General features: G+C 62.3%; 11 protein-coding genes. 4 read left to right on the top strand and 7 right to left on the bottom strand.

Annotated elements, in window-relative coordinates; translation table 11 throughout:
• Window positions 1-20 precede the first annotated feature (20 nt).
• The 6 genes from H9529_RS17795 to H9529_RS17770 form a co-directional block, all read right to left on the bottom strand.
• Window positions 21-2,354 (bottom strand): heavy metal translocating P-type ATPase, encoded by a 2,334-nt coding sequence (locus tag H9529_RS17795; protein ID WP_092891965.1) that lies wholly within the window; start codon window positions 2,352-2,354, stop codon window positions 21-23.
• A 61-nt stretch (window positions 2,355-2,415) separates the two neighbouring features.
• Window positions 2,416-3,729 (bottom strand): APC family permease, encoded by a 1,314-nt coding sequence (locus H9529_RS17790; protein WP_092891963.1) that lies wholly within the window; start codon window positions 3,727-3,729, stop codon window positions 2,416-2,418.
• Complete coding sequence (locus H9529_RS17785) at window positions 3,729-4,400, bottom strand: TVP38/TMEM64 family protein (RefSeq protein WP_092891961.1); 672 nt, start codon at window positions 4,398-4,400, stop codon at window positions 3,729-3,731. Before H9529_RS17785 ends, H9529_RS17790 begins: the two co-directional genes overlap by 1 nt.
• On the bottom strand, window positions 4,401-4,787 hold the full coding sequence (locus H9529_RS17780) for a DUF302 domain-containing protein (protein WP_092891959.1): 387 nt from the start codon (window positions 4,785-4,787) through the stop codon (window positions 4,401-4,403).
• A gap of 66 nt (window positions 4,788-4,853) precedes the next feature.
• Window positions 4,854-5,339: a DUF305 domain-containing protein gene (locus H9529_RS17775; protein WP_092891957.1), complete on the bottom strand. Its 486-nt coding sequence runs from the start codon at window positions 5,337-5,339 to the stop codon at window positions 4,854-4,856.
• A 290-nt stretch (window positions 5,340-5,629) separates the two neighbouring features.
• Window positions 5,630-6,136 carry an EF-hand domain-containing protein gene (locus H9529_RS17770; protein WP_092891955.1) on the bottom strand — a complete coding sequence of 169 codons (507 nt, stop codon included), beginning with the start codon at window positions 6,134-6,136 and terminating at the stop codon, window positions 5,630-5,632.
• 180 nt (window positions 6,137-6,316) lie between these two features.
• Here H9529_RS17770 and H9529_RS17765 point away from each other — a divergent pair, with 180 nt between their 5' ends.
• The gene (locus tag H9529_RS17765) at window positions 6,317-7,042 is read left to right on the top strand and encodes a response regulator (protein ID WP_176847278.1); all 726 of its coding nucleotides are present in this window, start codon (window positions 6,317-6,319) and stop codon (window positions 7,040-7,042) included.
• Window positions 7,039-8,442, top strand: coding sequence for an ATP-binding protein (locus tag H9529_RS17760; RefSeq protein ID WP_092891953.1), 1,404 nt, complete (start codon window positions 7,039-7,041; stop codon window positions 8,440-8,442). The genes H9529_RS17765 and H9529_RS17760 overlap by 4 nt, the downstream gene beginning before the upstream one ends.
• A 204-nt stretch (window positions 8,443-8,646) precedes the next feature.
• Here the strand turns inward: H9529_RS17760 and H9529_RS17755 are convergent, their stop codons facing one another.
• Complete coding sequence (locus H9529_RS17755; protein ID WP_092891951.1) at window positions 8,647-8,940, bottom strand: hypothetical protein; 294 nt, start codon at window positions 8,938-8,940, stop codon at window positions 8,647-8,649.
• 176 nt (window positions 8,941-9,116) lie between these two features.
• Here H9529_RS17755 and H9529_RS17750 point away from each other — a divergent pair, with 176 nt between their 5' ends.
• Window positions 9,117-13,496, top strand: a complete 4,380-nt coding sequence (locus tag H9529_RS17750; protein WP_092891949.1) for a strawberry notch family protein — start codon at window positions 9,117-9,119, stop codon at window positions 13,494-13,496.
• A 3-nt stretch (window positions 13,497-13,499) separates the two neighbouring features.
• Window positions 13,500-14,531 (top strand): DUF7146 domain-containing protein, encoded by a 1,032-nt coding sequence (locus tag H9529_RS17745; RefSeq protein WP_092891947.1) that lies wholly within the window; start codon window positions 13,500-13,502, stop codon window positions 14,529-14,531.
• The last annotated feature ends 286 nt before the right edge of the window (window positions 14,532-14,817 follow it).

Raw genomic sequence — 14,817 nt, 5'->3', positions numbered from 1 at the left:
TATCTCCTTTTTTGGTTTGCCTATAGATCAACGCGCCGCAGCCGCAACGCGTTGGTGATGACCGAGACCGACGACAGGCTCATCGCCGCCGCCGCAATCATGGGCGACAGCAAAAGCCCAGTAACCGGATAAAGCAGCCCCGCAGCGATAGGCACGCCGACAGCGTTGTAGGCGAAGGCGAAGAACAGGTTCTGCTTGATGTTGCGCAGCGTGGCGCGTGCCAGTTTGCGCGCCCGCACGATGCCCATCAGATCCCCACCCAACAGGGTGATGCCTGCGCTTTCCATCGCGACATCGGCACCGGTTCCCATTGCGATGCCGACATCGGCGGCGGCCAGTGCGGGGGCGTCATTCACCCCGTCGCCTGCCATCGCGATCTTGTGGCCGTCTTTGCGTAACTGGTCGATCAACTTCTTCTTGTCTTCCGGCAGGACGCCGGCGCGCACCTCGTCGATGCCCAAGGTCGCCGCTACCGCTTGCGCGGTGCGCTCATTGTCGCCTGTCGCCATGATCACGCGCAGCCCTTGCGCATGAAGCTCCTTGATCGCCTGAGCAGTTGACTCCTTGATTGGATCGGCCACCGCCACGATGCCCGAAAGGGCGCCATCAACCGCGACGAACATCGCTGTCTTGCCCTCGGCACGCAGGGCATCAGCCTTTTCCTCGGATTGCGTCGTCTCAAGGCCCATCTCTTGCATCATCGCGTTATTGCCGAGGGCGACGGCGCGTCCGCCGACGTTGCCGCGCACGCCCTTGCCGGTAACAGCCTCAAAATCCGCAGCCTCCTGCCGGGCAGCGCCCTGCGCTTCGGCCCCTTCGACGATGGCTTCGGCCAGAGGATGTTCCGAGCCACGTTCAAGCGCTGCGGCCAGCGACAGAATATCAGCTTCGGCGATGTCACCTAGCGCTACGGTATCGGTCAGCTTTGGCTTGCCCATGGTCAGGGTGCCGGTCTTGTCGACGATCAGCGTATCGACCCCGGCCATGCGTTCCAGCGCCTCGGCATCCTTGATCAGCACCCCGGCCTGCGCCCCGCGACCGGCCGCCGTGGTGATCGAAATCGGGGTGGCGAGGCCAAGCGCGCAGGGGCAGGCGATGATCAGCACCGAGACGGCCGAGGCGATGGCAAAGACCAGCACCGGTTCCGGCCCGAAGATCATCCACATCACAAAGGCGAAGATCGCCACCCCTACTACGGTCGGCACGAAGACCGCCGCCACGCGGTCCGCCATCCCCTGGATTGGCGCGCGAGAGCGGCGCGCATTCGACACCATGGCCACGATCTGCGCCAGCACGGTATCGGCGCCGACCTTGCCCGCCTCGATCACGAGGCTGCCGTTCTTGTTGATCGTGGCCCCGGTCACCGCATCGCCTGGACCCTTCTCAACAGGCATCGACTCGCCGGTCAGCATGCTTTCGTCCAAGGACGAGCGCCCCTCGATCACTGTCCCATCCACCGGGACCGCATCGCCGGGGCGCACCCGAAGCCGGTCGCCCTCCATGATGTTTTCCAGTGGTGCGTCGTATTCAGTGCCGTCTGGCAGAATACGTCGTGCGGTCTTTGGTGCGAGGTCGAGAAGTGCGCGGATCGCGTCACCGGTGCGTTCCCGCGCTCGCAGCTCCAGCACCTGGCCTACGAACACCAGCGCGATAATGACGACCGCAGCTTCAAAATAGGTGCCGACACCTTGGCCCATCCGGTAAACCTCCGGAAAGATGCCCGGGAGAAACGTCGCCACGATCGAATAGAGATAGGCCGCAGCCACGCCAAGGCTGATCAGCGTCCACATATTGGGCGAGCGGTTGATCAGCGAGTCCCAGCCGCGTTTGAAAAACGGCAAGGCGGCCCAAAGCACGATTGGCGTCGCCAGCACAAACTCCAGATAACTGGCGGTCTGATGTCCGATCCAGTCGCGCACAGGCAGGCCAACCAGCTCGCCCATCGTCAGCACGATGAGCGGGACTGCCGCCGCCGCCGATATCCACATCCGGCGGGTGAAATCCGTCAACTCATGGCTGGGCTCGTCCGTCGGCACCACCGGCTCCAGCGCCATGCCGCAGATCGGGCAAGGCCCCGGCGCGTCACGGACGATCTCAGGATGCATCGGGCAGGTGTATTGCACGTTAGCGGGTGCGGCCTTCTTGCGCCCTTCGGCGCGGCCCGAGGCGTAGAACCACGGATCGCCTTCAAACTTCGTCTGGCATTTTTCAGAGCAGAAATGGAAGGTCTTGTCCTCGAACTCTGCGTGCCGCGTATCGGAACCGACCGGGACCGTCATCCCGCAGACCGGATCCTTTGCCGTCTCAGCCCCTTCGGGAATGTTCGACTTTGCGTGCTGGTGATCGTGGTCCATATCCTGCCAACTTTCTTTTGACTTGTTTTAGCGTGAGGCATCCAGTCACTGGAACCTCAAGCTATTTTTTATGCTGATCGTGATCGTTCTCGCCTACGGGATTGCGAGCGAGAAAGACGCCCACGAACGCGAACACCAATGCCATGCCGATGACGCCAAGTATGACGATCAGCGGATCTGACTGCCATTTCATCGCCGCGAAGGCGGTCAGGACCACGGCGTCCAGCACGATCGCCGTCAACATGACCCACCCCCGCGCCCCGATGTCGTGACGGAGGTTTCGGTAGACGCCCGCGTGAATGATCATGTCCATCACCAGATAGAAGAACGCGCCGAGCGAGGCGATGCGGCTGAGGTCGAAGAAGACCGTCAGAAAACCTGCGATCACGACGGTGTATACCAAAGTGTGGTCTTTGATCGTGCCGGGCATTCCGAAATGGCTGTGCGGGATCATCTCCATATCGGTCAGCATGGCCAGCATCCGGGACACCGCGAAGACGCTCGCGATCAACCCGGAGGCCGTGGCCACAAGCGCCAACGCTACGGTCAGATAGAAGCCGGTCTGCCCGAGCGCGGGCCGGGCCGCCTCGGCAAGGGCATAGTCCTTGGCCGCCACGATGCGGTCGATTGGCAAGCTGGAGCCGACTGCGAAGGCGACGAGCAGATAGACGATCACGCAGATTGCGATGGACAGCACGATGGCCCGGCCCACGTTGCGGTGTGGCTCGGTGACCTCGGCCCCGCTGTTGGTGATGGTGGTGAAGCCCTTGAAGGCGAGGATCGACAGCGCGACGGAAGCCACAAAGCCGGTGGCACCCGTATCGCCGCTGGATGCCTCGAAGGTAAGGCCGCTCGCCCATAGGCCTGCGACACCGAACAGCGCAATGCCGCCGACCTTGATCACGGCCATGATGATAGACAGAAGCCCGACCGAGCGGCTGCCGGAGACGTTCACAAGATAAGCAACGACGATCAGCCCGACGCCGATGATTGGGACGAGGACGCTGTCCGGGTCGCCGCCAAAGGCCCGCAGCGTGTAAGTGCCGAAGGTCCGGGCGACGAGGCTTTCGGCGATGACCATCGACAGGGTCATCAGGAGCGCTGCACCTGCCGCAATCGTCGTCGGCCCGTAGGCTTTCTTCAGGATCATCCCGATGCCGCCTGCGGACGGAAAGGCGTTCGACATCTTGATGTAGGTGTAAGCGCTGAACGCGGTCACGATCGCCCCCGCGACGAACGACAGCGGAAACAGGGGTCCCGCAAGTTCGGCAATCTGTCCTGTCAGGGCGAAGATGCCCGCACCGATCATCACGCCAGTACCCATTGCAACCGCGCCGGGCAGGGTGATGCTGTTCTCTTTGTAGCCTTCCGCCATCAGGTTTCCTTCCCGGCTTGCCGCCGTGTCGCGATCCAGAGCAGGGGCAAACCGGTGATCAGGCCGAGACCCAGCACCGCCCATGTGGTCCGACCAATGTCACCACTGACTGCCTCACCGCCAAAATGCGCGAGGACAAAACTCGCTGGAATGATGCCTGCCAGCGTCGCCAGTGCGAAACGCCAGGCGTGCAGGCGGCTGAGCCCTGCCGCGTAGCTGATGATGTCGAAGGATACGAACGGCATCAGGCGGCTTGCGAATACCGTTCCCGTCAGCGCGTTCTGCGATCCGAGCAGCCCTGCATCGACAGAAGTGCCGAAAACCCGCCGCAAGACATCATGCCCCAGAACCCGTGCCAGACCGAAGGCAATCAGCGCCCCAAGCTCGGCCCCGATCACGACCTGAATGGTGCCCCAGACATGCCCATAGGCAGCACCTGCGGCCAATGCGATCGGTGCGCTCGGAATGGGACTGGCGACCACCGCAACGGTCATGAGGCTGATGATCAATAGGGGGCCCCAGAGGCCCGCGCGCGCTACCAATTTTTCAAGCGCTTCGCGGTCCAGAAGCTGCTGGGCATCAACCAGCATCGACGGCGCAAACCACCACACCCCGAGAGCGACGAGCCCGAGTGCGACAATTGCTACGAGGATACCGGTGCGCAGGCGCATTCAGACCGCCTCGACAGCCTTCTTCAGGAGATCACGTACCTGACCGGCAACGGCATGCAGTTCGGCATTGTCGATTGCTTGCATTGAAGCTACCGGATTGATGGCACTGACTTCGACGCCGCCATCAACCTCGCGCAGGATTACGTTGCAGGGCAGCATTGCGCCCACACGCGGCTCAATCGCGATGGCTTCATGGGCCATTTTCGGGTTGCACGCACCGAGGATGCGATAGGCCGGCATCTCGACATCCAGCTTCTTCTTCATCGTCGCCTTGACGTCGATCTCGGTCAGGATGCCAAAACCCTTGTCGGTCAATGCCGTGCGGGTGCGCGCATCGACGGCGTCAAAATCGGCGTCCGCTATCAGGCGGTTGATTGTATAGTCCATTGTCGTTCCTTTCTGTTCATGATTTCTATTCCAGCAGCGACGTCTACTTTCCAGCCGACTGTGGCGTCATTCGACTTCCGCTCGGGGTGTGCCCGCAGGTGCCTCGCCGTTCGCCTCGATGTCAGCGATATATCTCTTCATTTCAGCAATTTCGCTGAGCTGCGCCTCTATGATTGCATCTGCCAGTGCCCGGACCCTCGGGTCCGAGATATTCGCGCGCTCGCTGGTCAAGATGGCGATGGAATGGTGCGGGATCATGGCTCGCATCCAAGCGAGGTCGTCGACCGTCTCTTGGCTTCGGACGAGCCAGAGCGACAGGGCGAAGGTTACAACCGCGCCCGCGAAGATCGCGAGATTGACCCTCTTGTTGGAATACATGCCCAACATGAAAGCGAGCATGATGATCGCCATCACCGCACCCATATAGAACGCCATCCACATGCGCGTTTGCGAGAAGAAGATGTGGTCGAGCGCGTAGGTGTTGAGATACATTAATCCAAACATCACGACCGTCGAAGTCGCGATCATTGCAAAGAAACGTCCATAGTTCATCTTTTACTCCCGATAGATTGTAGCTTCTATTTCAACTTTACTCGGGCATCGAACGTTCCCAAATCGATAATGCCTGCGGCTTCGCAAGGGAGTGCAGCCACTATTTGCGCAGGTATTTAATCAGCGCCGCAATTGCGAGGCCGACCAGCACAAGGATGACGATCATCCAGAGCCAGCCGAAGCCCATTCCAAAACCCATACCATATCCGTTCATCATCGTTCCCTCCTGATCCGTGATCGGGTCGCCCCGCCAGACGCCGCCTGGCGCGACTGGCGGGGAAAATAGAGTGTCAGTTATTGCCCATCATGCCGTGACCCGCGCCCGGCATGTCGCCCTGCCGTTCACTCATGTGGTCTTGCATCATCGCAGCCATTGCCGCCATTTCAGCGTCCGTCACCTGCGCGTCGCCGTCCGCATCATGCATCTGAAAGGCGCGCACTGTCATCGGCCGGGTGTGCGCCGCGTGCATCACGGCAAATTCGTCCAGCGAAAGCGCGCCGTTGGCGTCGGTGTCATAGGTTGTGAGTTCGGCTTGAATGCCGGCCGTCATTTCTTCGGGGCTGAGTGTGCCGTCGCTGTTGGGGTCAAACGTGGCCATTGCATAACTCCCGGCCCCGCCCATCATCATGCCCATTGCGCCACCCATCATGCCGTCATGACCGCCCATCATTCCCATTCCGCTGCCCATCATCTCGCCGTGCTGCATGTGGGTCTGCTGGGCAATCACCGGCACCGCAACGGCGCCAACGCCAAGGGTAGCAACGGCGGCAAGGGCAAATTTGGTTGAACGTTTCATTCTGTCTCTCCTGGATTGGATTGTGATGAACCCAATCTGGGGGGCAGATGTCCCACGAGTTTGTCAGCCGGAACGGTATTTTGTATCAAACTGTCGCAAGCAGCGGCGCAAAGACGGTTTGCGACAATCTATCGTGCGCGCAGGCGGCAGGTTCAGCTAGGGTGATCATCAGGAGAAAAGATGATGCCCGATCCGCCCAACATTCTGATTGTCGATGACCACCGCGAGATTCGCGATGCGCTGGTGAGGTATCTTGAAAAGAATGGCATGCGGGCAACTTCGGCCGCCGACGCCGTGGCGATGGACGCGGCGATGAAGGTCGGACAGTTCGACCTGATCGTCCTGGATGTGATGATGCCGGGCGAGGATGGCCTGTCGGTCTGCCGCCGCTTGCGCGCGCAGGGTGGCATCCCGATCCTGATGCTGACCGCCCTGGGCGATGAAACCGACCGCATCGTGGGGTTGGAAGTCGGGGCGGATGACTATCTGCCCAAACCCTTCAACCCGCGCGAATTGCTGGCCCGGATCAAGGCGATCCTGCGCCGGTCCGACCGGGTCGAAGTGGTTGGCGGCAGTCTGGCCGGACACCGGCTGGCATTCGACCGCTGGGTTCTGGATACCGACCGCCGGACCCTGACCGACGCCGACGGCGTCGAAGTGGCGCTCACAACCGCCGAGTTTCGCCTGCTCACAGCGTTTCTGGAACGTCCGCGCTTCGTGCTCAGCCGTGAACAACTGCTCGATCTGACCTCGGGTCGCGCGGCGCAGGTGTTTGATCGAACCATCGACAACCAGATCAGCCGCCTGCGCCGCAAGATCGAGGCCGATCCCGCCAAGCCCGCACTGATCGCCACCGTATGGGGTGGAGGCTACAGCCTTGCCGCAGATGTGAGGGCGCTCCCATGAACCAGCGGCTCTCCTTTCTGCGCCAGATCTTCCCGCATTCCCTGGGAGGTCAGTTGCTGGCCATGCTGTTGCTGGCATTGGCCATCACGCAGGGACTGGGCCTTTTGTTGCTGACCGACGAGCGTAACCGGGCCGTGCGCGCGGCACTGGGGTTGGAGGCGGCAGGACGCGCGGCGAATGTGGTCTTGTTGCTGGACGATGCGCCCGTCGACCTGCACCCGTCAATCTTGCGGGCCGCAGATTCGCCACTGGTTAGATTTGCTGTGGGGTCCGACCCGGAAGCGCCGCACAATAGCAGCGATGCTGACGTCGTTCTGCGCCAAATCCGGCAGATCCTCGGCGAACCGGAGCGGGAGGTCCGGGCCGATGTCCATGCCCTTGCAATTGATCCATTTCCCTTGCCCGACGGCATGCCTGAAGCAATGCGCCCGATGCACGAAGCAATGATGGCGGGACGAACCGACCCTATCGAGATGACACTGTCGATCCGTCTCGCGGGCGGCGATTGGTTGAACGTGCGGACGATGTTTCATCGGCCTGGCCCGCAGCTTTCACCGCAAGCCTTGTTGCCGCTGCTGCTGATGGCGGTGGCCGTCGCTTTGGTTGCATGGTGGACTGCGCGTCGGGTGGTGGGCCCGATGCGTGTCCTTGCAATTGGTGCCGATCGGCTGGGCCGAGGGCTTGATGCGGAACCGCTGCCGATGACGGGCCCGGCCGAGGTGCGTGATACCACGCAGGCTTTCAACCGGATGAAAGACCGCCTGACCCGTTTCGTGAACGAGCGCACCCACATGCTTGCGGCCCTGAGCCATGACCTGCGTTCCCCCCTGACCGCGATGCGGCTCAGGATTGAAATGCTGGACGAAACCGAAGACAGCATCCGGCTGAAGGCATTGGTCGAGGAAATGCAGGCGATGGTCGAGGCCACGCTGGAGTTCGCGCGCGGTGTCGCCAAGGCAGAGCCCACCGCCACGGTCGACCTCACCTCGATGCTGGGGGATCTGGTGAACGATGTTGGGGGGGACCGCGCAACCCTCGCACCCATCGAGCCGCTGTTCGCGACCATCCGTCCCCACGCTCTTAACCGCGCCCTGCGCAATCTGATCGATAACGCGGTCCGCTACGGTGGCGTCGCCAAGGTGACTCTGACGCAGGAACCGGGGACGGTTATCATATCCATCGCTGACAAGGGTTCGGGATTACCCGATGATCAGCTTGAGGCTGTGTTTGAACCCTTCGTGCGGTTTGAAAGTTCGCGAAGCCGTGACACAGGGGGCGTCGGCCTGGGCCTCGCAATTGCCCGGACCATCATTCAGGCACATGGTGGTTCCGTCGTGCTACGCAACTCGCCAGACCACGGACTGGAAGCCGTCGTGCGCTTGCCGCTCGGAGAGGCGTGATCAAACCGGACCGCACTCCGAAGTTGGCTCGAACCATGTGCCCAGGTCATACTGAGGCACAGCAATTCATCGAAGCCGGACTGTTTCGGACGTGCCGTTAACCAGTCGGTCGACGCAATCGAACCGATGCACGAGTCACTGTTACGTTGCAATCGCGCTGAGACTGCAACGAAATGTGAGTGCTTTGAGACCAGGTGGCGCCGCTCACCTGTTCCCATCGATCCACTTCGACATCAGCCCTTTGTCGCGAAAGCACTCATCCGGCACGGCGCGCCGCTTGATGCGCGCGAGACGTTCGGCGAAGGCGACTTGCTTTGAAGTTGGGCGGCTGTCCTGCGCGACAGGGTTCAACTTGGCCTGCGCCTCGATCCAGGCGCTGAGGGATCGGCGATCCTGCTGAACCTCCCACGGCAGAAGGGTCTGATTGCGCAGTGCGAGTGAACGCGCGTAAGCGATCTGTTTCGGCGTTGCGGGCAGGGCATAAGTGGTGCTTTCCATCTGGGAATTCCCTTTCTGGCTTAGTTTTGAATATAGAACATAATAGGAACAAAATCAAGCTGACTGTCGGGATCAAGGCGTTTGAGAGAAAGAGGAGGGCCGGGAAAGGTTAGGCCTAAGGGTGCCCGAGAGAGGGTGTCCGGTCCTGATCCTGTTCCTCATTCCGGAGTTTCCAGATGACCCATCTCGCCCCTGTTGCATCCGTTCGCGCGCTTGCGCCCGTTGCCTCAACCCCCTCCCCAGATACTGCTGCAGCGATCATCGCCGTTGCTGAAGCGCTGCAAACCGACCTGGCACAGGGCTTCCAAATCGACGGGCTGCGCCTGCGGCTAGAGATGGAGCAAGCCTTTGGCGGTTCAGATGCCGATGGAGCTTGGGACTGGAAGCTGGCCTATGAGGCTTGCGAGGTGGCGCTGGTCCTCTTCCTGCGGAAGTTTGGCCGGGCGCTGCTGACGCGTGCCGGATCACCCGCCGCGCTGCTGCCGATCCTTGCCAAGGTGTCCGGCCTTTTGCCAACCCATACGCGGCGGTCCGAGGAGATGGAGCGCTTCCAGCAATTCTCGACACCGCTGCCCATGGGGCTGGCGGCACTTGCGGCAGCACAGATTACCGCGCGCGATCTGGTCTTGGAGCCGTCTGCCGGGACCGGGCTTCTGGCCATCCTGGCCATGATCGCAAGCGGCAGCCTCGCGCTCAACGAACTTGCCGAGACCCGGGCTGATCTGCTGCGCCTTCTCTTTCCGGAATCCCCTGTCACCTGCTTTGACGCCGCTCAGATCGACGATCACCTCGACACGCACCTTCGCCCGAGTGTGATCCTGATGAATCCGCCGTTTTCAGCGGTGGCCAATGTCGATACCCGCAGCACGGAGGCGACGGCGCGGCATCTGCGCTCGGCCTTAGCGCGGCTTGCCCCGGGTGGGCGACTCGTGGCTATCACTGGCGCAAGTTTTGCCCCCAATGCGCCAGCCTGGAGCGAGACCTTCGCAAAACTGACCGAGTCCGCGCACCTCGTCTTCACGAGCGCGGTGTCCGGTGCGGCTTTCGCCAAACACGGCACCAGCTTCGAGACGCGTATTTCGGTGTTCGACAAGTGCCGGGGTGGAGAGAAGGGCGACATCACCGCCGATCTCACCCGCCCCATATCGTCCGATGTGGCCAGTCTGCTGTCTTTGATCACGACCAATGTGCCCCCGCGCCTTGCACTGGATGCGCGCGAAACGGCAGCGCAGGGAACCAGTTCCCCCTTCCCGGGAAATACTGTCCCCGCCACGCGAACCGCCAATGGCAGGCCGCGCGCCACGTTCGCAACAGCCACCGCCAACACCGCAACACAAATCAATGCCGAGGATCTTGCCTATACGCTGCGGGATGCGACCGAGGACGATGCCAATGCGCGCTTGTCGGATGCAATTTATGAGACCTTCCGCCTGCAGGCTATCGACATCCCCAGTGCGGAGCCGCATCCGACCAAGCTTGTGCAATCGGCGGCGATGGCTTCGGTTGCGCCGCCGAAACCCAGCTACCGCCCGAAGCTGCCAGCCGCCATTCTGGGCGATGGTCTCCTCTCGGATGCGCAGCTTGAGACTGTGATCTATGCGGGCGAAGCGCATGGCACGCATCTCGCCGGGTCCTGGACCGTGGACGAGACTGGCGACATGGTTTCAGCTGCACCGGGTGATGCGACCGATGCCGTCCGCTTCCGGCGCGGCTTTTTCCTAGGGGATGGCACTGGCGCGGGCAAGGGCCGTCAGGCGGCCGGGATTCTGCTCGACAACTGGGCGCAGGGTCGTCGCAAGGCGCTCTGGATCTCCAAGAGCGACAAGCTGCTTGAGGACGCGCAGCGCGACTGGTCGGCTCTTGGCCAGGAACGGCTGCTGGTAACGCCGCTGTCGCGTTTTGCGCAAGGCCGCGATATCCTGCTCACTGAAGGTATCCTGTTCACTACTTATGCGACCCTGCGCTCGGAAGAGCGTGGAGCCAAGAAATCCCGTGTCGATCAGATCGTCGACTGGCTTGGGCAGAACTTCGATGGGGTCATCCTCTTCGACGAAAGCCACGCCATGGCCAATGCCGCTGGCGGGAGGGGCGAGCGCGGCGATGTTACGGCCTCGCAGCAGGGCAGGGCGGGTCTGCGCTTGCAGCACAGGCTGCCGAATGCGCGCGTGGTCTATGTCTCCGCTACAGGCGCAACCTCAGTGCATAATTTGGCCTATGCGCAGCGGCTTGGCCTTTGGGGTGGAGAAGATTTCCCCTTCGCAACCCGCGCCGAGTTTGTCGAAGCGATCGAGGCCGGTGGCATCGCCGCGATGGAGGTGCTCGCCCGCGATCTACGGTCCCTCGGCCTCTATACGGCCCGGTCGCTCTCCTATGACGGCGTAGAATACGAGATGCTGGTGCATGCGCTCAGTCCCGAACAAAGGGGCATTTATGATGCCTATGCCGGGGCCTTCGCCATCATCCACAACAACCTTGCCGCCGCGATGGAGGCCGCGAATATCGCTGGAGACAACGGCACGTTGAACCGACAGGCCAAGTCCGCCGCGCGCTCTGCCTTCGAGTCCGCCAAGCAGCGCTTCTTTGGTCACCTGCTCACTTCGATGAAAACCCCCACCCTGATCGCCGCAATCGACTCTGACCTGGCGGCGGGCCATTCGGCCGTCATCCAGATTGTTTCGACGGGAGAGGCACTGATGGAACGCCGCCTGTCGGAGATCCCGACCGACGAGTGGAACGACATCCGGGTCGACATTACGCCGCGCGAATATGTCCTGGATTATCTCGCTCATTCCTTCCCGGTTCAGCTCTACGAGCCCTTCACCGACAGCGAAGGCAACCTCTCTTCCCGCCCTGTGATGCGGGACGGCCAACCGGTGGAATGCCGCGAGGCCGCCCGCAGGCGGGATGCCCTGATCGAAAAGCTGGCCTCGCTTCCGCCCGTGCCGGGGGCGCTCGACCAGATCGTCCAGCGCTTCGGCACCGATCTCGTCGCCGAGGTGACGGGCCGCTCGAGTCGCATCGTGCGCAAGGGCGAGGGGGCTGCGGCCCGGCTTGTGGTCGAGTCCCGCGCCGGGTCCGCCAATCTGTCCGAGTCTGCAGCCTTCATGGATGACCATAAGCGTATCCTGATCTTTTCAGAGGCGGGCGGCACGGGACGTAGCTATCATGCTGACCTCGGGGCGAAGAACCAGCGCCTGCGCGTCCATTACCTCCTCGAGCCGGGCTGGAAGGCCGATGCCGCCATCCAAGGTCTGGGCCGCACCAACCGGACCAATCAGGCGCAGCCGCCGCTGTTCCGGCCGGTGGCCACGGACGTGAAGGCGGAGAAGCGGTTCCTCTCCACCATCGCGCGGCGTCTCGACACGCTTGGGGCGATCACGCGCGGCCAGCGCCAGACCGGGGGGCAGGGGCTGTTCCGGCCCGAGGACAATCTCGAGTCGCCCTATGCCCGCGATGCCTTGCGTCAACTCTACCGCCGGCTCTATCGCGGCGATGTGCCGGGCTGCTCACTCGCGGCTTTTGAGAATGCAACGGGTCTCAGCCTTACCGATGATACCGGCCTCAAGGACGACCTGCCGCCGATCACGACTTTCCTCAATCGCCTGCTGGCGCTGACAATCGACATGCAAGCCGTGCTGTTTGCGGCCTTCGAAGAGCTTCTCGACCAGCGGATTGAAGGTGCCATCGCTGCCGGGGTCTATGATCTCGGGCTCGAGACGCTGCGCGCCGAAAGTTTCCGCGTCACGGATGCACGGGTGATCTACACCCATCCTGGCTCAGGTGCTGCAACCCAGCTTCTGACCATTGCGGAAAAGCGCCGCAACATGCCGACGTCACTGGCGGATGCGCTTGGTTGGCTCGACGACCCCAAAGGGAGGCTTCTGGTCAACAGCCGCTCAGGTCGTGCCGCAGTGCAGGTGCCAGCGACCAGCTTGATGTTGGACGACGGCACGATTGAGCCTCGACTGCGGCTGATCCGCCCTACGGAAGCCAGCACAGTGCCAGCGAGGATTATGGACGACACCCATTGGCTTGAGGCGGATCGTACAGCCTTCTCGGCAGCTTGGACCGCAGAGCTCGCGGATGTGCCGGAGTTCTCGGAATCCACACTTCACATCGTGGCAGGTCTGCTGCTGCCGATCTGGAAACAGCTTCCCCAAGATGAAACCCGGGTCTATCGGCTCCAGACCGATGACGGCCAGCGGATTATCGGTCGTCGTGTCTCGCCGACTTGGGTCGCGACAACGCTCGCCACTGATGCTCCAAAGCTCACAAGCGCGCAGGTCCATGCCCTCGTTCTCGAGGGCAAGACAGTGGTGCGCTTGGCTGAGGGGATGGAACTCCACCGTTCCCGCGTGATGGGGGTGAACCGGATCGAACTGTCGGGCTTCTCGGAGGCCGCCAAGGACAGGCTCAAGGCGGATGGCTTCTTCTCGGAGATCATCAGCTGGAAACTGCGCCTCTTCTGTCCGGTTGATCAGGCTGGCATCGCGGTGCTTGATCGTCTACTTGCGCGTTGTTCCGTGACAGGACTACATGATCGCGGAGGGAACTGATTCATGTATTCTGAGACTGAAGACCTTGTTCGCGATCTGGCAGCAAATGCCGAAAGCGTTTGTCGTGCATACCTTCCTGCCGGGCGGCGGGAAGGGTCTTACTGGATCGTGGGCGATCTGCAGAACAATCCCGGCCGCTCGCTCTTCGTGCGGCTGGCGGGTCCGGCATCCGGTCCGGGCGCGGCTGGAAAGTTCACTGATGGCGCAACCGGCGAGCATGGCGATCTCCTGGACATCATCCGCGAGCGGACAGGGATCTCACGCTTTCCCGATCTTCTGGCTGAGGCCCGCGCGCATCTGGGCCGTCCGCAGCCGGTCCTCCTGGATATCCCGTTGCCAAGGAAAGCTAAAGGAACCGGCGGCACACCAGCCGCTGCCGCACGCCTGTTCGCGGCCTCGGTGCCGGTCGCAGGCACGCTTGCCGAAACCTACCTCCGCTCCCGGGGCATAACCCAATGTGGCGCGAGCAACGCCCTGCGCTTCCACCCGAAGTGCTGGCATCGGAATGAGGGCCAGACCAAGCCCGTCCCCAGACCGGCGCTGATCGCGGCTGTCACCGATGGGGCAGGGGCTTTGCAGGGTGTACATCGGACCTGGCTTGCGCCTGACGGACAGGGAAAGGCATCTGTCGAGACGCAGCGGCGGGCCATGGGTCACATCTTGGGCAATGCCGTCAGACTGAGCCCACATGATGACATCCTCGTGGTCGGCGAAGGCATCGAGACCATGCTGTCCCTGTCCGAGGTGGTCCCCGGCCTTCCCGTCTGGGCGGCGCTCTCGTCGGGCCACCTTGGAGCTGTCTTGCTGCCAGAAGAGCTCTCGCGCCTCTACATCGCCATTGACCGCGATCCGGCCGGGCAGCGCGCGGGGGAGAGGTTGAGCGCCAGAGCCACAGAGGCAGGTGTTTCCGTGCGGGTGCTGGAACCACGGCTCGGGGATTTCAACGATGATCTCCGGGCGAACGGCTATGAGGTGCTGCGCCAGCATCTGGCAGAGCAGATCGAGCTTGAGGATCGGCATCGCCTTAAGCTCTGAGCAACGTCGCGCAAGGGGCGGTTCAAGGCTGCGGGGCAGGGGTCATGCATCCCTGTCGCGAGTCTCGATCGTCGCCTTTGCCTCGTCTCGGGCAGTGCTCATCCACCCGGCACCCGCACGGCCTTCAAGAGATGGGCGTGCTGCCGTCAAAGGGTCCGCCCCCTCAAGGGCGGCAGGCAGGCTATTTCCGCCGCGGGGGACGAGCCCCGCTTTGCATCGCGAAACAAATAGCCTGCCTGCCGCCCTCCTCCACATGCGTTCCGGCCCCGAAGAGGGGGTGAAGGGG

Source organism: Roseicitreum antarcticum (assembly GCF_014681765.1).
GTDB classification, from domain to species: domain Bacteria; phylum Pseudomonadota; class Alphaproteobacteria; order Rhodobacterales; family Rhodobacteraceae; genus Roseicitreum; species Roseicitreum antarcticum.
The sequence above is the reverse complement of the archived record's forward strand: the minus strand, read 5'-3'. Positions and strand labels throughout refer to the sequence as shown.

Coding starts and splice junctions, on each gene's coding strand:
- H9529_RS17795 (WP_092891965.1), bottom strand. CDS start 2,354: ATGGACCACGATCACCAGCACGCAAAGTCGAACATTCCCGAAGGGGCT.
- H9529_RS17790 (WP_092891963.1), bottom strand. CDS start 3,729: ATGGCGGAAGGCTACAAAGAGAACAGCATCACCCTGCCCGGCGCGGTT.
- H9529_RS17785 (WP_092891961.1), bottom strand. CDS start 4,400: ATGCGCCTGCGCACCGGTATCCTCGTAGCAATTGTCGCACTCGGGCTC.
- H9529_RS17780 (WP_092891959.1), bottom strand. CDS start 4,787: ATGGACTATACAATCAACCGCCTGATAGCGGACGCCGATTTTGACGCC.
- H9529_RS17775 (WP_092891957.1), bottom strand. CDS start 5,339: ATGAACTATGGACGTTTCTTTGCAATGATCGCGACTTCGACGGTCGTG.
- H9529_RS17770 (WP_092891955.1), bottom strand. CDS start 6,136: ATGAAACGTTCAACCAAATTTGCCCTTGCCGCCGTTGCTACCCTTGGC.
- H9529_RS17765 (WP_176847278.1), top strand. CDS start 6,317: ATGATGCCCGATCCGCCCAACATTCTGATTGTCGATGACCACCGCGAG.
- H9529_RS17760 (WP_092891953.1), top strand. CDS start 7,039: ATGAACCAGCGGCTCTCCTTTCTGCGCCAGATCTTCCCGCATTCCCTG.
- H9529_RS17755 (WP_092891951.1), bottom strand. CDS start 8,940: ATGGAAAGCACCACTTATGCCCTGCCCGCAACGCCGAAACAGATCGCT.
- H9529_RS17750 (WP_092891949.1), top strand. CDS start 9,117: ATGACCCATCTCGCCCCTGTTGCATCCGTTCGCGCGCTTGCGCCCGTT.
- H9529_RS17745 (WP_092891947.1), top strand. CDS start 13,500: ATGTATTCTGAGACTGAAGACCTTGTTCGCGATCTGGCAGCAAATGCC.